Genomic DNA, 20810 nt, shown 5'->3' on the forward strand with positions numbered 1-20810 from the left:
CATGCTCGTCGGAATTACGATCCTGCTTGTTTTTCAGTTGATTGGCGAAATATCCGCCTATTTCCTCGGCGGCTTCGTGCCCGGGCCCGTCATCGGCATGGCGATGGTCGCCGTGGTGTTGACGCTGACCGGCGGCATGACATTCCTGGAACCTGCCCACCGACAGACCGTCGACACGTCCAGGGCGATCCTCGCCAATCTCGGCATCCTCTTCGTGCCGGCCGGCGTCGGCATCATCCAGCATCTCGACCTCATCCGCGACCGCGGCTTCGCCCTGCTCGCCATCGTGCTGCTGTCGACCGTGATCACGCTGGCGGTGACGGTCTGGGTCTTCATCCTCGTCAAGCGGCTGGCCGGGGGATACAGCCATGACTGAGGGGCTCTGGGTCTATCTCGCTACATCGCCGCTGCTCTGGCTCGCCGGCACGCTGGTCGTCTGGCTGGCCGCGAACGGCATTGCCGGCCTCAGCCCGGGCAATCCGCTGCTGAACCCGATCATGCTCTCCATCGCCGTCATCGCGATCGTGCTGCTCGTCGCCGGGATCGACTACGGCACCTATTTCGAGGGGGCGCAGTTCATCCACTTCCTCATGGGGCCGGCGACGGTCGCGCTCGGCATCCCGCTCTACGAGAAGCTTTCGCTGGTCAAGAGCAACCTCGTGCCGCTGCTCGCCGCCCTCTTCATGGGCAGCCTGACGGCGGTGGGCTCGACGGTCTTCCTCAGCCATCTTTTCGGCTTCACGCCGGCCGTCGTCGCCTCGCTCGCACCGAAATCCACCACCGCGGCCGTCGCCATGGCGATCTCCTCCGGCCTCAAGGGCGATCCGGCGCTGACGGCCGCCGTCGTCGTGCTCACCGGCATCTGCGGCGCCATCATCGTGACGCCGATGATGAACGCCATGCGCATCAGGGACTACAGCGCGCGCGGCTTTGCCGTGGGGCTTACCTCGCACGGCATCGGCACCGCGCGGGCCTATTCGGTGGACCCGGTGGCGGGGCTCTTCTCGGGGATCGCCATGGGGCTCAACGCCGTGCTGACCTCGCTGCTCGTCCACCTGTTCCTCTGAAACGCGTCACGACGGCGTTTCGAGGGAGGCGGGCACGGGCCGGGCCGCAGGCTTCGCCCGCAGGAGCGGCCGCTCGACCAGACGGTAGGCGCAGAGCCCGGCGGCAACGCCGGCGCAGGCCGACAGGAGGAGGACGAGCGATGGCGGGAGGGCGGCCTTCGCCCCGATCTTCGCGACGACCGAGATCGCGAAGGTGTGCCAGAGATAGATCGAATAGGACGCATCGCCAAGCATGGCGGGGACGGTGAACCGCGCTATGCCGCCATGCCTGTCGAGCGCCGCCGTGCCGCAGACCAGCATGCAGGCAAGCGGGCCGCAGGTCCATTCGTCGAAGGGCAGCCGGAAGAGGCCGATGACCGCGAAGCCCGCAAGGCCGAGGCCGATCAGCCCGAGCGCCGCGGAGCGGCCCGGCACGCGCCCGGCAAGCCACAGCCGCCCGATCAGCATGCCGGCCACGAATTCCAGGATGATGGGCCGCGTATAGGTGACGAAGAGCGGTGCGTCGCCGTCGACCGCGAGACCGAACGCCACCAGCAGGCAGAAGCCCGCCGCCATGACGGGAAGCCGCAGCCGCGCCGGCAGGAGGAGGCAGGCGGCGAAGGCGGCGTAGAAGAACATCTCGTAATTGAGCGTCCAGCCTTGCACGAGCACTGGCCAGAGCTCGCCGCTGCTCGGCGAGCGGGCCGGCACGAAGAACAGCGATGCGGCGACATGCCCGGCCGTCAGCACCAGGTTGGGAAAGAGCCCGGCCAGCGCGCCCGCCACCATGACGCCCGTCGCCAGCCAGTAGACCGGCACGATCCGCCGGATGCGCTCGGCGAGGAAGCGGCCCGGCGTCACCGGCCGCCGCTCGACGATCACCCACATGATGAAGCCGCTGATGACGAAGAAGACATCCACCCCCGCCGCGCCGATGGCGAAGGCATGGCCGCTGCGCTCGGCGGCATGGAAGAGAACGACGGCGAGCGCCGCGAGGGCGCGAAGATACTGGATGCCGTAGAGCGTTCCCCGGCTCTTGGCCGGCCCGGCGCTCATGCGGGCACCGCATGGTGGCGGGGCGCCAGCGGCCGCACCGCCCTTCTCCACCGGCCGTCAGCCAGCTTGCCGGCCGAGAAATAGAGGAGGAAGGAGCCGACGTGATAGGGGTTGAGGATGTCGATCTCCACGAAGGTGCGCACCGCGAGCAGCGCGGCGACGGTGAAGAGCACCAATGCCTCGCCGTCCCGCGCCGCCGAGAGGAGCCGGCCGAGATGGCCGGCAAGCGTGACGACGAGCACCATGGTCAGGAGGAAGCAGCCGATCAGGCCCGTTTCCACCGTGGCGGCGATGAAGGTGTTGTGGAAATGGAAGCCGCTGCGGGTGGAGATGAAGAAATCCGCCCAGAGCCGCTCCGCCTCGGCGAAGCCCTGCACCCAGAACGCCTGGTAGCCGATGCCGGCGAAGGGCGCGCCGCCCGCCGCCACAATGCCCTGCTGCCAGAGATAGGTTCGCCCCGTCAGCGTCGCATCCTTGCCGAAGGCGCCGAGGACCATTGCGTAGCCGCCGCCATAGGCGGCGGCAAGGCCGGTGAGCACGATGAGGACGGCGAGCGCCGTGAACAGCATCTTGCGGTGGAAGGGCGCCAGCATCTCGAGCGCCCTGAGCGAGAGGCAGAGGCCGGCGACGGCGGCGGTCGTCAGCACGGAGGTCGCCGATTGCGAGGCCTTCAGGCAATACAGCGCGATGAGCACGGCGCCGACAGCGACAAGCTTCCAGACGCCGCGCTCCACCCCGAGGAAGAGCGCGGCAAAGGCGAAGAGCACGGCGAGCGAGGCATAGAAGCCGAGCTGGTTCTTTGAGGCGAAGGCGCCGACGAAGCTGTAGGTGCCGTCGAGCGGATCGAGATGGTAGACGCCGAAGAGAAGCGAGAAGACAAGCACCAGCCCGGTGCCGACCAGCCCGCCGCGCACCAGGATGCGCGTATCGACGACGCGCACGGCGATCAGCGCGCAGATCACATGGGAAAGGTACTGCACCGCCGCGCGGGCCGTGACGCCCGGCGCCTGCGACCAGAAGACCGACAGGCAGGCGAAGAGCGCGAAGGCGAAGATCCAGAGATAATGCCGGTAATTGCCGAGCACGCGCCTGTAGTCCACCGCGACGAGCGGCAGCCACAGGGCGTAATAGGCAAGGATCGAGGCCTGGCCGAAGCGGAAGGAATAGGCGAAGACGAAGAAGGAGAGCGCCACGGCAACGACGCCATAGGCCTCGTTGCCGGCAGGTCCGATCAGCCGCGCCTTGGCGATCCGCATCGAAGCCTCCCCGTTTACTGGGTCACGGGGAGGTTGACGTCCACCTTCACGACGTCGCCCGGCAGGACCGGCGTCGTCTCGGTGGCGCGGATCTCTTCGGCCTTGCCCTTGACGGTGCGCAGGATCGAATAGCCGATGTTGGCGGCCGAAAGCCCGCCCTTCAGGGAAGCCGCATCGGAGGACTGCATCAGCGCCTCGGACATGAGGTCGCGGCTGGTGCCGAGCTTCAGCGCCAGCGTGTCGAGTTCCTGCTCGGTGTTCTGCAGCTCCTGCGCCAGCTGGGCGTCCCAGTCGTTCTGGAGGTTCGTCTCGTCCTGCCCGGCCTTGTTGATATCCTGCCGCGCCTTCAGCGTGGCCGTGTCGATGTCGAGCAGGGCCGCCTGAAGATCGGCCGTGCGCTGTTCGAGCGCTAGGCGGCGGGAGCTGATGGCAAGGCCCTTTTCGGCCAGCGCATCCATCTTGGAAAGATCGCCGTGGACGAGCTCGAGCTGGCGGGTCTGGGTCTCGGATTTCTTGCCGAGCGAGCCGATCTCATTGTCGAGCAGCGACTTGAGGTCGGCGAGCGCGGTGAGTTGCAGGCGCAGCCGTTTTTCTCGCGAGGTCATCAACGCCTTCTCGCTCTCCATGATCGGGCGCGCCTCCTCGGATTTCTCGAGCTCCTTCGGCATCTCGATGTCCTTGGCCCCACTCATCTCGGCGACGATGCGCGCCCGGCGGATGAGCAGGCGATTGCGTTCGGCGACGTAGACGGCCGCCTCGCCCTCCGACCGCAGGAAATCGCGGGCAAAACGCTGGCCGGGATCGGCCCGGCGCAGCCCGCCGCCGAAACTGACGGCCTTGAGCACCGTCAGCCCCGGCGCATAGGGATAGGCCCCCGGCGTCTGGACCTCGCCGGAGAGATAGACCGGCCGGTATTCGGCGATTTCCACCGAGGCGGAAGGCAGGTCCTTGAGGCCGAAGAGCACCTGCATCTTCTTGCCGATCTCGACGGAAAGCTCGGCGGCGGTGCGTCCGTCCGCCTGCAACTGCCCGATGAAGGGCAGGGACAGCGCACCGTCCGCGCCGATGCTGTAGTCGCCGCTGACGGCGCTCCAGTCGCGGATCGCCCCCTCGGCGGTCTGCCATTCGGCAACGCGGATGCGCAGCTTGTCCATCACGCCGAGCCGGTATTCCTCCGCCGAGGCGGCGGAGACGAACAGCAATGCGACAGTGAAGGCGGCCGATACCGTCTTGGTGATCGTCTTCATGAAGACCCCTCTCTTCAATAGCTGCCGCGCGACAGGCACACGGCCGGAATGGTGCGCGCGACGATGACGAGGTCGGAGGTGAGCGACCAGTTGCGGACATAGTGCGTGTCGAAGGCGACACGGGCGGCATAGGAGACGTCGTTGCGGCCGCTGACCTGCCAGAGGCCGGTGAGCCCGGGACGGCTGCGCAGATAGTAGACGGCGGATGCCTCGTAGAGCTCCAGCTCGTCCTCCACCACCGGACGCGGGCCGACGATGCTCATCTCGCCCCTGAGGATGTTGATGAGCTGCGGCAGTTCGTCGAGGCTGAGCTTGCGCAGCACCGAGCCGACCACGGTGACGCGCGGATCGTCCTGCAGCTTGCGCGTCTCGCGCCACTCCTCCTGCGCCTGCGGGTTCTCGTCCAGATAGCGCTGGAGAAGGGCATCGCCGTTCTCCGCCATGGTACGGAACTTCAGGCAACGGAAGGTCGATCCGTTGTAGCCGATGCGGCGATGGCCGTAGAAGACCCTGCCGCCGTCGGAATATTTCACAAGCGCCATGATCAGCACGAAGATCGGGCTGAGCAGGACAAGGGCGGCGAGCGCCACCAGAATGTCAAAACTGCGTTTCGATATCCCCCCTACCGGCGGCGCGCCGGCTGCGATCGAACTGAAAAACGGCGAACTGGCCGATCTGCTCGCGGACTTCATAGAGATGGCTCCATTGGATTTGCGATATGGTCGGGTCCCTCGGACGCGTTCCGACATCCAATGCCGAGTGTATGGTCACAGTTTGTTTTTCGAAGCGTGATCGGCTGAATTGTTTGCCCATCTCTGGCATTTAAGAAATTCTTAATATCCGAAAATCTCTCGGATGAAAGTATCCGCCAAGTAACGGATCGCGCCTTTCGAAAAGAAATCTCCTGAACCGCCAGCGGTTTTGTGTTTGGCCGCTCGCCGATCACTTCTTTTGAACGGCAAGCCATGGCCCGATTTACGTATCTATACGGGACCCCGCCGCCGGCGCGCGGCCGGGATAGGCATGGATACCTGAAAACAGGGCATTATTTTGCAGTGCAATATTATCTTGCGCTGCACATTTTTTCCATGCAGGATCGCTCATATTGTAACAAAGTGTGATCGGGCCATTCGGGAGCCGCAACCCATCGGCTGCGGCCACGAAGGGCGCACTCGCCCATACGGCGCATTTTCAGGCATCGGTGACGAAATCGCGGCAAGAAGGAGGCCGACGCGATTCTCCCGGCAGCCACAACCGGCTTAACGGAAGCGCAACACAAATGGACAAGGATCGGAACAGCCCTGCGGCGCACTGGTTAATCCTGATGATTGCACGGCCCCGTGCCGCACCCTATAGTCCTGAGCGAGCCTGAAGGAGAAGGCGACCCACCGATGAAACCTGCGCCCGAAACGAAATGGCGGGAGAGCCCGGCCTACGCGCCGCGCTTCTTCCTGAGTATGGCGATCGCGCTCATCGTCTTCGCCGTGATCAGCTATGCCAGCACGGGCTCCATCGCGACCACCGCGCTGCGCACCGTGGTCTGCGGCGTTCTCATCCAGGTCGGCTATTTCCTCGCCACGCTCTTTCTCGTGCGCCGCGCCGCGCGGGCCCGCCAGGCGGATCTCGAAAAGACCAAGCCCAAGGTCTCCGTCTCGATGAACGAACCCGGCCACTCCAAGCCCTGACCACGGTCTCCGGCAGGCCGTTTTTGTGCCCCCTTTCCCTTTCATGCTGCATTGCAGCGCAAACGCATGAAAGAGGTATGCCGTGATCCAGGATGAGAAGGTCTGCGTCATCATCGCCGCCAAGAATGCGGAAAAGACGATCGGCCGGGCCGTGCGCTCGGCACTCGCCGAGCCCGAGGTCGACGAGGTCGTGGTGGTGGACGACGGCTCGGACGACCGCACCATGGCGGCGGCGGCCGCCGCCGACGACACGACCCGGCGGCTCGACATCATCCGCTTCCGCGCCAATCGCGGGCCGTCCGCCGCGCGCAACCACGCCATCGCCGTTTCCCGCGCGCCGCTGATCGCCATCCTCGACGCGGACGACTTCTTCTTCCCCGGCCGCTTCCGGCGCATGCTCGCCTGCCCGGACTGGGACTTCATCGCCGACAACATCGCCTTCATGCAAGAGGCCGACACGGCCCCGCAGCCGGAGGACTTTCCGCCGCATCCGCACCGGCTCGATCTGAGGGACTTCATCCTCGGCAACATCTCGCGCCGCGGCGCCCCGCGCGGCGAGCTCGGCTTCCTGAAGCCCGTCATGCGCCGCGCGTTCCTCGGCGCCCACGACCTGCGCTACCGCGAGGACATGCGGCTCGGCGAGGATTACGAGCTCTATGTGCGGGCGCTCCTTGCCGGGGCGCGCTATACCGTCATCGAAAGCTGCGGCTACGGCGCGGTGGTGCGCGCCGATTCGCTGAGCGGGCAGCACCGGACGAAGGACCTGGCGGCACTGCACGAGGCCGAGCGCACGATCCTCGCGGCCGGCAACGTGCCCTCGGAAGCAGCCGAAGCCATGCGCCGCCACTGCCGCCAGGTCGGCCAGCGCCACGCGCTGCGCCATTTCCTAGACCGCAAGCGCGAGGGCGGCGCGGGCGCGGCGCTGGCCTTTGCCGCCGCGAACCCCGCCACCCTACCCGCCATCGCCGGCGGCATCCTGCGCGACAAGCTGGACGCGGCGCGGAGGCGGATGCGCACGGAACCGGCGCCACAGGAGGGATTGCGCTATCTGCTGCCCGCAGGGCGGTAATTCTCCTTGCTCTATGAAGGAAACCCGCGCCGTTCTGCCCCTTCTCCCCGCTTGCGGGGAGAAGGTCGCGGCAGCGGGATCGGGGCGGCAGTAAAAAATCCTCAGCCATAGCGGGTAGGTGAGCACAGCAAACGCCCCTCATCCGCCTGCCGGTACCTTCTCCCCGCAAGCGGGGAGAAGGGAGATGGGGCGAGGTCGTGCCTCAAGGGCCCGTCTTATTCCTCAAAGATAATCCCGCCGCACGCCTTCCAGCACCGCGTAAAGCCGCGCCTTCCGTTCCGAAAGACGCGCATCCGTGCTGAGTTGCGGCTCTGCCCGGCTCGCCTGCCACAGCGCCAGCGTCGAGGGCGCGGCAAGGACCTGCTTGGCGGCGCTGCGCAGGCCGGAGCTGGGCGCGGCCTGCGCGACGGCGACTGCACCGCGGCCTGCGGCCTGCTCCGCGCCCTCGTAATCGACGCCCCAGAAGCGAGCGCCCTTGATGATGGCCTCAGCGCGGGTGGAGATCGGGATGCGCCGGGCGGTCGGGTCGACGCCGACCGTCGTGGCCCAGTCGCGCCACTTGAAGCCGTTGATATTGGCCGAGGTACTGACTGCCACCCAGGGCACGCGGAAGGCATCGGCGAGGATCGCGCCGTGCATGGATTCGGCGACGATCAGCTCGCAAGCGGCGATCTCGCCGATCACGTCCTTCGCCTCGCCGCGCGGGTCGATATAGTGAATGCCCGCCGTCGCGCAGACGACCGGCCACAGCCCGGCCACCGCCGATTCCCAATGGGGCACGAAAGCGCATTTATGCCGCTTCGGCTGGTTCGCGAATTCCGGCATGTCGGCGACCAGCACCGCCGGATCGACGATGCCGAGTTCCTCCGGCACGCCGACCTTCCCGGCGGTCAGCGGACCGCGCACGCAGCGCACGTCCCAGAGGTCCCGGTCGCGCATGTCCGGCAGCGTGCCGTAGCCGAAGCCGCTGCCGAGCACGAGCTTGCGGCCCTCCTTCGGCAGGAGCGCGCTGTTCAGCACCGTGCCGACGCCGACGAGCAGCACGTCCTGATGCGCCTCACGGAACCCCGGCAGCAGGAAATCCCAGAGCCAGAGATTGAGGTCGTCACCGAAATTGCCGTGCTGCGATTCCCAGTAATAGGGCTTCATCCAAAACTCCTGTCAGTTCAGCGGGAGAACTTGCCGACGGCAAGCCCGACGGCGCTGGCAAGGATGCGCGGATCGCGCATCGCCCAGCGGGCCAGCATGTCGAATTGCGGCAGCTTGCGGTGCCTGACGCGCCGCGCCTGGCTCCAGAGCGCCTGCTGGCGCGCCGTCTGCTTGTAGGAGCGCAGCGAGGCGACCTCGGCGGGGCGCTCGGCGAAGCGGCTCTCCAGCCGGTCGAGCGCCACCCAGGTATTGAACTGCTGGCGCAGGAACTGCGGCGAATCGTTGTCGACGCCGTGGAAGATGTTGATCCCCTCCCCGCGCACCGCGCCCGCCGACCCGCTCAGCACCACGCGCCTTGCGGCGAGCACGCAGTCGCAGAAGAACAGCACGTCCTCCGCCGCAAGCCTCAGCGCCGCGTCGAAGCGCACCCGCTCGAAGACCGGCCGGGCGATGACCATGGCGGACAGGTGCAGGAAGCTCCAGTTCTTCAGCATGACCTGCGTGAGGTCGGGAATCTCGATCAGCAGCGGATCGTCGTTGAGACGTACCGTCGCCTCCGTCTTTTCGAGGTCCTCGACGCCGAAATGATAGTAGAAGGCATCGCCCCCGGTGATCGAGGCGAAGTAGCAATCGGCGGAAAAATGCGTCATCGCGGCATGGGCGATCGCGAGGTGATCGGGCGCCCAGGTATCGTCCGAATCGAGGAACGCGACGAAGTCGCTCGCCGCCGGAACGTGGTCGAGCCCGGTGTTGCGCGCGCCGCCCGGCCCGGCATTCTCCTGGCGGATGACGCGCACGCGCGCCTGCTCCGCCTCGGAGAAGGCGATCAAATCGCCATCGGGCGGATAGGGGGATTCGTCGTCGACGACAATGACGTCGAAGTCGTTGAATCCCTGAGCAAAAACGGACGCGAGCGCACGCCTCAGGATGCCCGGCTCCTTCTGGTAGAAGGGGATGATAACTGTCAGCTTCGCCATCTTTTCGTCCCTGTGGTTTCTCTAGAAAGAGGTTCGTCTGGTCTCCTCCCACCGGGGCGCGGCCGTTTCCGGCGCAGGCTTTTCGTCTCGTCTAGGCTCCTTTTGTGAAGCGGAATCCACCCATGTCCCAGTCCGTCAACGCGAAGTCGGTAACGCGAAACGTCGGCTGGAGCGTCCTATCCAAGACAAGCACATTCGGGCTTAAATTTGTCACCGTGCCCATTCTCGCCCGGCTCCTGACGCCCGAAGAGTTCGGCGCGGTGGCCGTCGCGCTCGCCGTCGTGCAGTTCCTCGCCATGATCGGCGGGGCGGGTCTCGCCTCGGCCCTCATCCTCGAACCGAGGGAGGAACGGGAGACGATCCACTCGGTTTTCTGGGCCAATCTCGGCTTCGCCTGCCTGATGGCGGCGGGGCTCTATGTCTTCGCCGAACCGCTGGCCGACTGGTTCGGCGCGGCGGATGCGGCCTGGCTGCTCCGGATCATGTGCCTGCTCATTCCGCTCCAGCTTGCCGGCGACGTCGCCTATGCGCTGGTCGCCCGGCGCATGCAGTTCAGCCGCGACGCGCTGTGGAGCATGATCTCCGAATCGCTCGCCGCCATCGCGGCGGTCATCCTCGCCATCGCCGGCTTCGGCGTCTTCGCGCTGGTCGCCCAACTCTTCGTCGCCGGGGTCATCCGGCTTGCCGGTCTCTTCTTCGTCTCACGCTACCTGCCGCGCTTTCACTTCCATGCGACAAGCGTCGTGCGGCTGACGCGCTTCAGCCTCGGCCTGATGGGCTCGGAGGTCGCCAATTTCGTCACCTTCCAGTCGCCCATGGTGGTGATCTCGCGCTTCCTCGGCCTTGCCGATGCCGGCGCCTATTCCGCCGCCAACCGCTTTTCCAGCATTCCCAACCAGGTGGTGCTGTCCGGCGTCATGGGCGTGCTCTTCCCCGCCTTCAGCGCGATGATGCACGACCGCGAGCGCCGCTCGCAGGCGCTGATGCTCAGCACGCAGGTAACGACGCTCCTGCTCGCGCCGATGATGTTCGGCCTGTGGGCGCTGGCCGAACCCTCGATGCTGCTGCTCTTCGGCCCGCAATGGGCCGCCGCCTGGCCGGTGCTCGGGCTGCTGGCACTCTCCAAGGGGCTGCTGACGCCGTGCAGCACCTTCATCCCCTATCTCAAGGGCTCGGGCCATGGCGGGGCGCTCTTCTGGTGGGCGGTCGGCCGCGCCGTGGCGACCACCGCCGCCGTTGCCTACGGTGCCTATGGCGGCACGCTCATCGAGGCGATGGTCGCCCTCTGCCTCGTCAATGCCGTCGTGCTCGTCGGCTATTCGCAGGTGGTGTTCCGGGCGGACGGAACACCGTTCCTCTTCGGCTTCTACCGCTCGATCCGCCCCATGCTCACCGCCGCGCTGATGGCGCTCGCCGTGCGCTACGCGCTCGACCACTATCTCGCGCCGCATTTCCATCCCGTCCTGCAGGTCGCCATCGGCATCGCGCTCGGCGGCGTGATCTATGCGGTCCTCACCCTTCTCACCGAGCGGCCGCTGCTGCGAAAGCTCCTCGACATGGTGCGCCGTCCCCGCGCCTCCGCCGTCGCCAGCCTGCCTTGAGCCTGCCCCATTTCGGGGCCCGCCGGCCGGAATTGCCGCAGTCTCGCAGAGAATCGGCATGGCAAAGGCAAAAAAATTCGACGACACCTTCACCCATAAATTGCGATTAAATAAGTAGTTTCGAATAGGCCTCAAAGTATTGAAGCGCAGGTCTTCACATTTCCCTCACGCATATGTGAGCGTGTATTTCCGCCGGCATGCAATTCCGCGCGATATGCTGCAATGCAACCGGCCATGCGGATGAATTTGCTGCGTCGCCATATTTTCCGCCGCCCCGTCACCCAAACTCCTCTTCACGGGGCTCACGCCTCATTCGCTTGAAAGCCGCCCGCCGGCGGCCCAACAGAGGGGTGACGGAACCGTGCAGATCGACGCGACCGTTTCGGCACGCATCAACATGATGCGCATCGTGCTGATCACCGGGATCATCTTCGTGCATGTTCCCTACGATCCGGCGACGAGCCCCTATGCGGGCACGTTCGGCGGGCTGGACTGGCTGCGGGTGTTCCTCGCCGATAGCCTCTTCCGCATCGGCGTGCCTTGCCTTTCCGCCATCTCCGGCTACCTGCTCTTCCATCGCGGTATCGAGGCCTTCGATTATCGCCGGACGCTGCGCACCAAGGCATCGACCATCCTCCTGCCCTTCCTCCTCTGGAACACGGCCTTCCTCGCCCTCGTCTATCTGGCGCAGTCGCGCGGCATCGGCTTCGGCTATCTGCCCGATGTCGTCAACGCCACGCCGCGCGAGCTGATGAATCTCGGCCTCGCCGTCGAGAGCTGGCCGATCGACATCCCGCTCTATTTCCTGCGCGACCTCCTGCTCTGCCTCGTCCTGTCGCCGCTGATCGCGCTCGCGGTCCTGCGCTATCCGCGCATCGCGCTCGCCCTGATGCTGGCCTATGCGGTGCTGCCGCTGCCGAACGGTATCTTCCTGAAGAAATCCATTCTCTTCGGCTTCAGCTTCGGCGTCGCAATGGCCCTCCACCGCATCGATATCCGCCGCATGGACCGCTTCGCCCTGCCGGTGACGCTCGCCGTGCTGGCGATGGCGCTGGGGCTGTCGGCCGCGCTCTATGCCTATGGCCCGGATTTCCCGGCCTGGCTCGACATGCTGCGCGGCCTTGCGGCCATCGCCGGCATCTTCGGCGCATGGGCCTTATCGGCACTCCTCATCCGCACGCGCGCCGGAAAGGCGCTCGCGCGGCTCGGCGGGCTCAGCTTCTGGATCTTCTGCGGCCACTATCCGCTGCTCGTCCTGTTCTGGATGATCTGGAACCGGCTCGGCATCGCCCATTACCCGCTGTTCTACGCGGCAAGCCCGGTCCTTGCGCTTGCCATCCTCGTTTCCACCCACGCGGCCACGCGGCGCTTTGCGCCGGCGCTGCACGCCATCCTCACCGGCCGCCGCACGGGCCAGCGCAAGCCGCCCGCGGCCGGACGACACCCGCATCCGGAGATGGAGCCCGCCGGTTCCATCGCCCAAAGGAGGTGACCATGACCGTCTCCCCGAAGATCACCCTCACGGCACCTGTCCTTCTGGCAGCGCTTGCCGCCGCAAGCCCCCTTTCCGCCCAGGACGGTGCGAACGGCACGTCCTTCGTCGAGGAATTCGACCGGCTCGACACGTCCCGCTGGTACGTCTCGGACGGCTGGAACAACGGCGCGCACCAGAACTGCACATGGTCGAAGGATTCCGTGAAGGTGGAGGGCGGCAAGCTCGCGCTCTCCTTCGAGGCCAGGCCCGCCGGCGAGCGCCAATATGCCTGCGGCGAGATTCAGACCCTGAAACGCTACGGCTACGGCACCTATGAGGTGCGCATGAAGTCGGCGACGGGTTCCGGCCTCAACTCGGCCTTCTTCAGCTATATCGGCCCAACCGACAAGAAACCGCACGACGAGATCGACTTCGAGGTCCTGGGCAAGGATACGTCCCGCGTGCAGGTCAACCAGTATATCGCCGGCAAGGGCGGCAACGAGAAGCTGGTCCCCGTTCCGGGCGGGGCCGACGGCGGCTTCAACGACTATGCCTTCGTCTGGCAGCAGCACCGCCTTGCCTACTATGTGAACGGCACGCTGGTGCAGGAGGTGACGGACGCCACGAAGCTCCCCACCCACGCGCAGAAAATCTTCCTGTCGCTCTGGGGCACCGACACGCTGTCCGGCTGGATGGGCCGCTTCGCTTTCGCAGGGCCGACGACGATGGAGGTGGAGCGCATCGCCTTCACCGCCGAGGGCGAGCCCTGCCAGTTCGACGGCTCCATCGCCTGCCTCGTGAACTGAGCGGACGGCGCCGATGCTTCAGGTCCTCTATCTCGTCCACGATCTGTCCGATCCCGCCGTGCGCCGGCGGGTGCTGATGCTGCAGGCGGGCGGCGCTTCGGTGACGCTGGCCGGCTTCCGCCGCGGCGAGAACCGGCTTGCCGAGGTCGAGGGCGTCACGCCCGTACAGCTGGGCGCGACGAAGGATGGCCGCTTCGGCCAGCGCCTCCTGGCGGTCGCCGGCGCGGCGGCGACGCTTTCCCGCAAGCTCGCCGGCATCCCGAAGCCGGACATCATCCTCGCCCGCAACCTCGAAATGCTGGCGCTGGCGGGCCGCGCCGCGTTCCGCTTCGGCACTGTCCCCATCGCCTATGAATGCCTCGACATCCACCGCCTGCTGCTGCAGGGCGGCATGGTCGGGCGGGCCTTGCGGAGGGCGGAGCGCCATTTCGGCCGCAAGGCGGGCCTTGTCGTCACCAGTTCGCCGGCCTTTATCGAACACTATTTCAAGCCGCTTTCCGGCATCCGCGCCCCCTTCCACCTGCTGGAGAACAAGGTACTGGAGCTCGACGGCAAGGCAGCCCTTCCCGTCCGCACGCGCCCGGCGGGAGAACCCTGGCGCATCGGCTGGTTCGGCGCGATCCGCTGCCGCAAGTCGCTCGATCTCCTCTCCGCCTTCACCCGGCGGATGGAGGGACGCTTCGAAGTGGTGCTGCGCGGGCGGCCCGCCTATTCCGAATTCGACGATTTCGACGGCCGCATCGCCCGCGAGCCCTTCATCCGCTTCGAAGGCCCCTACCGCAATCCGGAAGACCTGCCCGCCATCTATGGCGCGGTCGATTTCACCTGGGCCATCGACTTCTTCGAGGAAGGCCGGAACTCGCTCTGGCTGCTGCCGAACCGCCTCTATGAAGGCTGCCGGCATGGGGCGCTGCCCATCGTCCTCGAAGGGACCGAGACGGCGCGGCTCGCCCGCGAGCGCGGCATCGGCATTTCGCTTTCCGACGACCGTCCCGAAACCCTCGCCGGCCGCTTCGCCGGCTTCGACGCCGCCACTTACGAGGCGCTGCACGCCGATCTCGCCAGGCTTGGCGCGCGCCCCTGGCTGCTCGACCGCGCCGACTGCGCCGCCTTCGTCCAGCGCCTCGCCGCCCTTCGCCGGCCGGCCGGGCAGGCGGCGGCGTTCACGCCCCTTCCCTCCCTCGCGACAAACAAGGTGGATTGCCATGACCGCTGACGCCGCCGCATCCGTGCGTTGCCTGATCGTGATTCCCTGCCTCAACGAGGCGCGTTACCTGGAGCCGCTGGTCCGCCATCTCGAACCCACCCTTTCCGACCTCAACGCGACGCTCGTCGTCGTCGACGGCGGCAGCACGGACGGCACGCTCGACATCGCCCGCCGCCTCGCCGCAAGCGTGCCGGACATGCATGTGCTCGACAATCCGAAGCGCATCCAGAGCGCCGCGATCAACCTTGCCGTCGCCACTTTCGGCGTCGAGCACGACTATCTCATCCGCATCGACGCGCACGGCACCTATCCTGACGACTATTGCCGCGTGCTGGTGGAGGATGCGCTGGAGACCGGGGCGGATTCCGTCGTCGTCGCCATGCAGACCGTCGGCTTCGGGGCCTTCCAGAAGGCGACCGCCTTCGCGCAGAATTCCGTGCTCGGCAATGGCGGCGCCAAGCATAGGGCAGGCGCGGAAAGCCACTGGGCGGACCACGGCCACCATGCGCTGATGCGCATATCCGCCTTCCGCGCCGTCGGTGGCTATGACGAGACCTTCACCGCCAACGAGGACGCCGAATACGACTACCGGCTCCACCAGGCCGGCTATCGCGTCTGGATGACCGCGCGCACCAGCATGGTCTATTACCCGCGCTCAAGCGCCCTGCCGCTCTTCCGGCAATATTTCGGCTATGGCCGCGGCCGGGCGCGCAATCTCCTCAAGCACCGCGCGCGCCCCGGCCTGCGCCAGCTCCTGCCGCTGATGGTCGCCCCGATCGCCGCCGGTGCTTTCCTCGCGGCGATCACCTGGATCGCGGCGGTACCCTTCGTGCTCTGGGCCGCAGCCTGCATGGGCTACGGCGCGTGGATGGCGCTCGGCGAGCGCAATCCCTACGGCCCGCTTGCCGCCGTCTCCGCCATGATCATGCATTTCGCCTGGTCCGCCGGCTTCTGGCGCGAACTGCTCGACATCCGCCAGCGGAGGGCCTTCGCATGACGGCGCCGCTTCGCATCGACATCGCGGTCTGCACCTTCCGCCGCCCGGCGCTGAGCGAGACGCTCGCCTCGCTTTCGAAGCTGATCGTTCCGGCCGGCGTGCGCCTCGGCGTCATCGTCGCCGACAACGACATGGAGCCGAGCGCCCGTCCCCGCGTCGAGGCCGCCGTGCCGCTGCTGCCGACGGATATCGTCTATGTGCATTGCCCGGCCGGCAACATCTCCATCGCCCGCAATGCCTGCCTCGACCATACGGACGCCGATTTCATCGCCTTCGTCGACGACGACGAGACGGTGGACCCGCTCTGGCTCGACCGGCTGCTCGCGGCGTCGGAAAGAAATCGCGCCGACGTGGTGCTCGGACCGGTACGCGCGCTCTACGGGCCGGACGCGCCCGGCTGGATGCGCAGCGGCGACTTCCACGCCACGCGCCCCGTCTGGGTGAACGGCGAAATCCGCACCGGCTATACCTGCAACGTGCTGATGCGCCTTGCCGCCCCCTCCATCGCCGGCCGGCGCTTCGACCTTGCGCTCGGGCGGAGCGGCGGCGAGGACACCGAATTCTTCACCGCCGTCCATGCGGCCGGCGGCCGCATCGCCTTTGCCGAGGATGCCTGGGTGGAGGAGCCGGTTCCCGCCGCCCGCGCCCGCTTCTCCTGGCTCGCCCGGCGCCGGCTGCGCATGGGCCAAACCCATGGCCGGCTGCTCGCCGCGCGGCATGAAGGCGCCGCCCGGCTGAGCGCTGCCGGCCTTGCCGCCGCGAAATGCACGGCCTGCCTTGCCGGCGCCACGGCCTTCGCCCTCTCGCCCGTGCGCCGCAACCGTTTCCTGCTGCGCGGCCTTCTCCATGCCGGCGCGGTTGGCGGGCTTTTCGGCACCCGCGCCATCGAGCCCTATGGCAAGCTGGAGGCGGCGCCATGACGGAACCCGACGTCAGCATCGTCATCGCCGCCTACAACGCGGCCGACACCATCCAGCGCGCCATCCGCAGCGCACTGGCGCAGGAAGGCGTGACGGTGGAGGTGATCGTCGCCGACGATTGCTCGGCCGACACGACGCGCGAGACCGTCGCTGCGCTCGACGCGCCGGCCGTGCGGCTCGTTGCGCTCGGCAGCAACAAGGGCCCCGGCGGCGCGCGCAATGCGGGCTTTGCCGCCGCCCGCGGCCGCTGGATCGCCGTGCTCGATTCCGACGACACGATGCGGCCGGACCGCCTTCGCCGCATGATCGACGCGGCCGAAAGACAGGGCGCCGTCGTCGCGGTCGACAATCTCGAGGTGCTGCATGGCGACGGCCGGAGCACGCGGATGTTCCCGCGAGATCTTCTCGCCGCATCGCCGCTCCTGACGCTGCCGGCCTTCATCGATTCCAACCGGATTTTCCGCGACACGCACAATTTCGGCTACATGAAGCCGGTCTTCCATCGCGCCTTCCTCGAAGGCAACCATCTCGCCTATGACGAGGCGCTGAGGATCGGCGAGGATTACCTGCTGCTCGCCACCGTGCTCGCCGCCGGCGGGCGCTGCGCGGTCGTGCCCGAGGCGGGCTATCTCTACCATATCCGCGAGACCTCGATCTCCCGCGTGCTGCATCTCCACCATGTCGAGGCGATGCTTGCGGGCGACCGGCGGTTCCTCGCCCGCTTCCCGCTGCAGGGCGAGGCCATGGCGGCGCAGCGCCGCCGCACGCGCAGCCTTGAGGAGGCCCGCGCCTTCCTCTCCCTCGTCAGCCATCTCAAGAACCGTTCGCTCGGGCCTGCCCTCAAGGTGGCGCTCGGCGATCCCGTCGCGCTCCGGCATCTTTCCATGCCGATCGCCGCCCGGTGGCGCCGCCTGACGGCGTCCCCGGCTTCCCATGCGGCGGCCGCATCCGGCCAGCCGCTCAAGAACAAAGGATAATTCCATGGTGCGAACCAAGACCGTCCGCAAGGCCGTCATCCCCGTCGCCGGTAACGGAACCCGCTTCCTGCCCGCCACCAAGGCCATGCCCAAGGAAATGCTGACCATCGTCGACCGGCCCGTCGTGCAATATGCCCTCGACGAGGCGCGCGAGGCCGGCATCGAGCATGTCGTCTTCGTGACCAGCCGCAACAAGCAGGTCATCGAGGACCATTTCGACGACACGCCGGAACTCGTCGCCGCGCTGGAGAAATCCGGCAAGGACGAGAAGGTGAGCGAACTGAGCGAGCTGCTTCCCGCCGCGGGCGCGGTGAGCTTCACGCGCCAGCAGGCGCCGCTCGGCCTCGGCCATGCCGTCTGGTGCGCCCGCGACCTCATCGGCGACGAGCCCTTCGCGCTGCTCCTGCCCGACATGATCTCCTTCGGCGCACGCGGCTGCATGGCCGGCCTGATGGAACTCTATGATGAAGTCGGCGGCAATGTCGTCGGCGTCGAGCAATGCGCGCCGGAGGAGGCCTCGCAATACGGCATCGTCGGCAAGGGCGCGGCCGTGCGCCATGGCTTCGCCGTCACCCATATGGTGGAGAAGCCGAAGGCGGGCGAAGCGCCGTCCAACCTCTTCCTCAACGGCCGCTACATCCTCCAGCCGGAAGTCTTCGGCCATCTCGCCCGCCAGAAGCGCGGCGCGGGCAACGAGATCCAGCTCACCGACAGCATGCTGAAGCTCTCCGAGACGCAGCCCTTCCACGCCCATCCCTATGAGGGGCGGACCTACGATTGCGGCTCGAAGCACGGCTTCATCGAGGCCAATGTCGCCTTCGCACTCGCCCGCCCGGATATCGGCGCGGCCGTCTACGAATCCCTGCGCGACATGGTCTTGTCGCACGAGGGCCGGATTCGCGCGGCATAATCCCGTGGCTCCGGGCCGGTTCCGGTCCGGGGCCGCATCCGGGGAGGAAAGCTTTTCATCGCGCCGAAAGGCAGAACGGAGCCCCATGCATCAACGCACCGTACCGCACAGCAGCATCCTGCGACGGGAACCGGACCCTTCCGATTCCTTCATCGACCTCAACCGCCTGCTGGCGATCCTCGTCCGCCGGGCCCGGCTGATCGGGCTTTCGGTGGCGCTCGCCGTCGCGCTCGGCGTCGCCTATCTCCTGTTCGCGACGCCGGTCTATACCTCGCAGACGCAGATCCTGCTCGACGAGGATCTGTCGCGCTATGCCGAGGAGAGCGAGCCCTCGCCGCAGAGCAGCCAGCAGATCGACATGCGCATATCGAGCGCCGCCGAGATCCTGAAATCCGGCCGGCTGGCGCTGCGCGTCGTCGACGACCTGAAGCTTTCCGACAACGAGACCATTCTCAACCCGCCGCAATCGCCCGTCGCCATGGTCAAGGGCTGGGCGAAGGCGCTGACGTCCTCCGGCCCGGACGTCCCGGAAGAGGCGCTGGCAAACGGGCGGCGCGAAAAGGCCGCCGCCACGTTGCAGCAATCCCTGACGGTGGAGCGCGCCGGCCGCAGCGCCGTGCTCGCCGTCTCCTTCCGCTCGACCGACCCGCAGCTCGCCGCCGCGATCACCAAGCGCTATGCCGAAGCCTTCTTCGAAGACCAGCTCAGCGCCAATTTCACCGCGACGGAGCAGGCCTCGACATGGCTGCAGGAGCGCCTCACCGATATCCAGGCCCGCGCGCAGGAGGCCGCGCTGGAAGTCGAGCGCTACCGCAGCGAAAATGGCCTCACCACGGCGCGCGGCGAACTGATGTCCGAGCAGCAGCTCGCCGACCTCAACAGCCAGCTGATCCTGGCGCAGGCCGACGCCGCAAGCGCCTCGGCGCGCTATGCCCAGTTCAAGGCCATCGTCGAGCAGGGTCCGGACAAGGCCGTCGACAATGCCTCGATCCCGACGCAGCAGGCGGGCGGCTCGGTGCTTCAGCAGCTGCGCGAACGCTACAATTCCGTCGTCAAGCGCGCGCAGGACATCACGCAGAATTTCGGCGCGGACCATCCGCAGGCGGCAGCCCTCAGGGCCGAGAAGGAAGACCTTGCCGGGCAGATCTACCGCGAGCTCCAGCAGCTCACCGCCAGCTACCGCAACGAATACGAGGTCGCCCGCTCGCGGGAAACGTCGCTGCGCGAGAACATCGACAAGGTCGCCGGCAGCAATGCCGTGGCGAACCGCTCCTCGGTGCGCCTGCGCGAACTGGAGCAGAAGGCGACGGCCCTCAAGGCGCTTTCCGAATCCTATCTCAGCCGCTTCGAGCAGGCCTCGCAGAAACAGTCCTTCCCCATCGCCAAGGCGCGGGTGATCTCCGATGCCGGCGTGCCGACCGCGCCGTCGAGCCCGAAGAAGACGCTGGTGCTCGGGCTTTCGCTGGTGCTCGGCCTGATGGCCGGCGGGGCGCTGACCTTCGTGCAGGAACTGCGCGAGCGCGCCTTCCGGCTGGAGAACGACGTGCGCACGATCCTCGGCCTGAAGCCGCTCGGCTACCTGCCGCTTGTCGGCGGGCAGAAGAAGCGCAAGCCCGCCATGATCGGCGCCAAGGCGGTGAAGGCCGAGCCCGTGCCGGGCGAGGCGGACGAGGATATACCGCTGGAACGCATGACGCGCATCGTGCTCGACGCGCCGCGCTCGGCCTTCGCCGAAACCCTGCGCAACGCCAAGCTGACCAGCGAGACCATGCTGACCGGCCACGAAAGCCGGGTGATCGGCGTCACCTCGGCGCTGCCCGGCGAGGGCAAGTCGACGGTCGCCACCAATTTCGCCGCGCTTCTCGCCATCAGCGGCAAGCGCACGCTGCTGATCGACGCCGACGTGCGCCGGCCGGGCCTCAGCGCCATGATGAAACCCGCCCCGCAGATCGGCCTCATCGAGGCGGTGAGCGGCGAAATCCCCTGGACGCAGGCGGTCAAGACCGACCGGCGCTCGCAGCTCACCATCCTGCCCATCGCGCTGGGCAAGGACGCGGCCCGCCGCCATGACGGCAACGAGCTGATCAGCTCGCCCGCCATGAAGCAATTGCTGAACGAGGCGCGGCAGGCGTTCGACTACGTGATCGTCGACCTCGCCCCCGTCGGCCCAGTCGTCGACGCCAAGGCCTTCGAGCCGCTGGCGGACGGCTTCCTCTTCGTCGTGGAATGGGGCAAGACGCCGTCGAACCTCGTGCGCGACCTGCTTGCCGCCGAGCACCGCATCGAGGCGAAGACGCTCGGCGTCGTGCTCAACAAGACGGACATGGCCGCCCTTGCCCGCTACAGCGATGCGGGCGCGGCGGAAAAGTACCGCGACCTCTACGACCAGTACTATACCGACAACATGGAGGCCGCCGCCCGCAGATAGGGCGG

The 20810-nt window shown here is 67.1% G+C and carries 20 protein-coding genes; 13 read left to right on the forward strand and 7 right to left on the reverse strand.

Annotated elements, in window-relative coordinates; genetic code table 11:
* Position 1: 1 nt before the first annotated feature.
* Complete coding sequence (locus tag DSD28_RS04485; RefSeq protein ID WP_119255155.1) at positions 2-376, forward strand: CidA/LrgA family protein; 375 nt, start codon at positions 2-4, stop codon at positions 374-376.
* On the forward strand, positions 369-1067 hold the full coding sequence (locus DSD28_RS04490; RefSeq protein ID WP_119255156.1) for an LrgB family protein: 699 nt from the start codon (positions 369-371) through the stop codon (positions 1065-1067). The genes DSD28_RS04485 and DSD28_RS04490 overlap by 8 nt, the downstream gene beginning before the upstream one ends.
* 6 nt (positions 1068-1073) lie before the next feature.
* Here DSD28_RS04490 and DSD28_RS04495 read toward each other — a convergent pair whose 3' ends face one another.
* From DSD28_RS04495 to DSD28_RS25770, 5 genes are read right to left on the reverse strand one after another with little or no spacing between them, the layout of a single operon-like run.
* The gene (locus DSD28_RS04495) at positions 1074-2102 is read right to left on the reverse strand and encodes an acyltransferase family protein (protein WP_119255157.1); all 1029 of its coding nucleotides are present in this window, start codon (positions 2100-2102) and stop codon (positions 1074-1076) included.
* Positions 2099-3358: an O-antigen ligase family protein gene (locus DSD28_RS04500; protein WP_119255158.1), complete on the reverse strand. Its 1260-nt coding sequence runs from the start codon at positions 3356-3358 to the stop codon at positions 2099-2101. The genes DSD28_RS04495 and DSD28_RS04500 overlap by 4 nt, the downstream gene beginning before the upstream one ends.
* 14 nt (positions 3359-3372) lie before the next feature.
* Positions 3373-4605 carry a polysaccharide biosynthesis/export family protein gene (locus DSD28_RS04505; protein WP_119255159.1) on the reverse strand — a complete coding sequence of 411 codons (1233 nt, stop codon included), beginning with the start codon at positions 4603-4605 and terminating at the stop codon, positions 3373-3375.
* A gap of 14 nt (positions 4606-4619) precedes the next feature.
* A complete protein-coding gene (locus DSD28_RS04510) occupies positions 4620-5297 on the reverse strand; it encodes a sugar transferase (RefSeq protein WP_119255160.1) in 678 nt (225 codons plus the stop codon).
* The gene (locus DSD28_RS25770) at positions 5203-5427 is read right to left on the reverse strand and encodes a hypothetical protein (protein WP_162911234.1); all 225 of its coding nucleotides are present in this window, start codon (positions 5425-5427) and stop codon (positions 5203-5205) included. The genes DSD28_RS04510 and DSD28_RS25770 overlap by 95 nt, the downstream gene beginning before the upstream one ends.
* Positions 5428-5996: 569 nt before the next feature.
* Between DSD28_RS25770 and DSD28_RS04515 the strand changes: the two genes are divergently transcribed.
* A complete protein-coding gene (locus DSD28_RS04515) occupies positions 5997-6290 on the forward strand; it encodes an exopolysaccharide production repressor protein (protein ID WP_119255161.1) in 294 nt (97 codons plus the stop codon).
* Between the two features lie 82 nt (positions 6291-6372).
* The gene (locus DSD28_RS04520; protein ID WP_119255162.1) at positions 6373-7359 is read left to right on the forward strand and encodes a glycosyltransferase family 2 protein; all 987 of its coding nucleotides are present in this window, start codon (positions 6373-6375) and stop codon (positions 7357-7359) included.
* A 222-nt stretch (positions 7360-7581) separates the two neighbouring features.
* Here the strand turns inward: DSD28_RS04520 and DSD28_RS04525 are convergent, their stop codons facing one another.
* Both DSD28_RS04525 and DSD28_RS04530 read right to left on the reverse strand, forming a co-directional pair.
* On the reverse strand, positions 7582-8508 hold the full coding sequence (locus DSD28_RS04525; RefSeq protein ID WP_119255163.1) for a polysaccharide pyruvyl transferase family protein: 927 nt from the start codon (positions 8506-8508) through the stop codon (positions 7582-7584).
* 17 nt (positions 8509-8525) lie between these two features.
* The gene (locus DSD28_RS04530) at positions 8526-9485 is read right to left on the reverse strand and encodes a glycosyltransferase family 2 protein (protein ID WP_119255164.1); all 960 of its coding nucleotides are present in this window, start codon (positions 9483-9485) and stop codon (positions 8526-8528) included.
* Positions 9486-9607: 122 nt separating this feature from the next.
* On the opposite strand from DSD28_RS04530, the gene DSD28_RS04535 reads away from it, so the two are divergent.
* The 9 genes from DSD28_RS04535 (at position 9608) to DSD28_RS04575 (ending at position 20805) form a co-directional block, all read left to right on the forward strand.
* On the forward strand, positions 9608-11086 hold the full coding sequence (locus DSD28_RS04535) for a lipopolysaccharide biosynthesis protein (protein ID WP_119255165.1): 1479 nt from the start codon (positions 9608-9610) through the stop codon (positions 11084-11086).
* Between the two features lie 361 nt (positions 11087-11447).
* Positions 11448-12578, forward strand: a complete 1131-nt coding sequence (locus tag DSD28_RS04540; RefSeq protein WP_432430839.1) for an acyltransferase family protein — start codon at positions 11448-11450, stop codon at positions 12576-12578.
* A 2-nt stretch (positions 12579-12580) separates the two neighbouring features.
* Complete coding sequence (locus DSD28_RS04545) at positions 12581-13366, forward strand: glycoside hydrolase family 16 protein (RefSeq protein ID WP_119255166.1); 786 nt, start codon at positions 12581-12583, stop codon at positions 13364-13366.
* Between the two features lie 13 nt (positions 13367-13379).
* Positions 13380-14582 (forward strand): glycosyltransferase, encoded by a 1203-nt coding sequence (locus tag DSD28_RS04550; protein WP_119255167.1) that lies wholly within the window; start codon positions 13380-13382, stop codon positions 14580-14582.
* On the forward strand, positions 14572-15570 hold the full coding sequence (locus DSD28_RS04555) for a glycosyltransferase family 2 protein (protein WP_119255168.1): 999 nt from the start codon (positions 14572-14574) through the stop codon (positions 15568-15570). Before DSD28_RS04550 ends, DSD28_RS04555 begins: the two co-directional genes overlap by 11 nt.
* Positions 15567-16490 (forward strand): glycosyltransferase, encoded by a 924-nt coding sequence (locus tag DSD28_RS04560; protein ID WP_119255169.1) that lies wholly within the window; start codon positions 15567-15569, stop codon positions 16488-16490. Before DSD28_RS04555 ends, DSD28_RS04560 begins: the two co-directional genes overlap by 4 nt.
* On the forward strand, positions 16487-17467 hold the full coding sequence (locus tag DSD28_RS04565; protein ID WP_119255170.1) for a glycosyltransferase family 2 protein: 981 nt from the start codon (positions 16487-16489) through the stop codon (positions 17465-17467). Before DSD28_RS04560 ends, DSD28_RS04565 begins: the two co-directional genes overlap by 4 nt.
* A 4-nt stretch (positions 17468-17471) precedes the next feature.
* Positions 17472-18377 (forward strand): UTP--glucose-1-phosphate uridylyltransferase, encoded by a 906-nt coding sequence (locus DSD28_RS04570; protein WP_119255171.1) that lies wholly within the window; start codon positions 17472-17474, stop codon positions 18375-18377.
* A gap of 85 nt (positions 18378-18462) precedes the next feature.
* Positions 18463-20805 (forward strand): polysaccharide biosynthesis tyrosine autokinase, encoded by a 2343-nt coding sequence (locus tag DSD28_RS04575; RefSeq protein WP_119255172.1) that lies wholly within the window; start codon positions 18463-18465, stop codon positions 20803-20805.
* The last annotated feature ends 5 nt before the right edge of the window (positions 20806-20810 follow it).

It is taken from the genome of Shinella zoogloeoides (assembly GCF_003574625.1).
In the GTDB taxonomy this organism is placed as follows: Bacteria; Pseudomonadota; Alphaproteobacteria; order Rhizobiales; family Rhizobiaceae; genus Shinella; species Shinella zoogloeoides_A.

Excerpts from the sequence above, each read along its gene's own strand:
- DSD28_RS04485 (WP_119255155.1), top strand. The coding sequence starts at position 2 with ATGCTCGTCGGAATTACGATCCTGCTTGTTTTTCAGTTGATTGGCGAA.
- DSD28_RS04490 (WP_119255156.1), top strand. The coding sequence starts at position 369 with ATGACTGAGGGGCTCTGGGTCTATCTCGCTACATCGCCGCTGCTCTGG.
- DSD28_RS04495 (WP_119255157.1), bottom strand. The coding sequence starts at position 2,102 with ATGAGCGCCGGGCCGGCCAAGAGCCGGGGAACGCTCTACGGCATCCAG.
- DSD28_RS04500 (WP_119255158.1), bottom strand. The coding sequence starts at position 3,358 with ATGCGGATCGCCAAGGCGCGGCTGATCGGACCTGCCGGCAACGAGGCC.
- DSD28_RS04505 (WP_119255159.1), bottom strand. The coding sequence starts at position 4,605 with ATGAAGACGATCACCAAGACGGTATCGGCCGCCTTCACTGTCGCATTG.
- DSD28_RS04510 (WP_119255160.1), bottom strand. The coding sequence starts at position 5,297 with ATGAAGTCCGCGAGCAGATCGGCCAGTTCGCCGTTTTTCAGTTCGATC.
- DSD28_RS25770 (WP_162911234.1), bottom strand. The coding sequence starts at position 5,427 with ATGCCAGAGATGGGCAAACAATTCAGCCGATCACGCTTCGAAAAACAA.
- DSD28_RS04515 (WP_119255161.1), top strand. The coding sequence starts at position 5,997 with ATGAAACCTGCGCCCGAAACGAAATGGCGGGAGAGCCCGGCCTACGCG.
- DSD28_RS04525 (WP_119255163.1), bottom strand. The coding sequence starts at position 8,508 with ATGAAGCCCTATTACTGGGAATCGCAGCACGGCAATTTCGGTGACGAC.
- DSD28_RS04530 (WP_119255164.1), bottom strand. The coding sequence starts at position 9,485 with ATGGCGAAGCTGACAGTTATCATCCCCTTCTACCAGAAGGAGCCGGGC.
- DSD28_RS04535 (WP_119255165.1), top strand. The coding sequence starts at position 9,608 with ATGTCCCAGTCCGTCAACGCGAAGTCGGTAACGCGAAACGTCGGCTGG.
- DSD28_RS04545 (WP_119255166.1), top strand. The coding sequence starts at position 12,581 with ATGACCGTCTCCCCGAAGATCACCCTCACGGCACCTGTCCTTCTGGCA.
- DSD28_RS04550 (WP_119255167.1), top strand. The coding sequence starts at position 13,380 with ATGCTTCAGGTCCTCTATCTCGTCCACGATCTGTCCGATCCCGCCGTG.
- DSD28_RS04555 (WP_119255168.1), top strand. The coding sequence starts at position 14,572 with ATGACCGCTGACGCCGCCGCATCCGTGCGTTGCCTGATCGTGATTCCC.
- DSD28_RS04560 (WP_119255169.1), top strand. The coding sequence starts at position 15,567 with ATGACGGCGCCGCTTCGCATCGACATCGCGGTCTGCACCTTCCGCCGC.
- DSD28_RS04565 (WP_119255170.1), top strand. The coding sequence starts at position 16,487 with ATGACGGAACCCGACGTCAGCATCGTCATCGCCGCCTACAACGCGGCC.
- DSD28_RS04570 (WP_119255171.1), top strand. The coding sequence starts at position 17,472 with ATGGTGCGAACCAAGACCGTCCGCAAGGCCGTCATCCCCGTCGCCGGT.
- DSD28_RS04575 (WP_119255172.1), top strand. The coding sequence starts at position 18,463 with ATGCATCAACGCACCGTACCGCACAGCAGCATCCTGCGACGGGAACCG.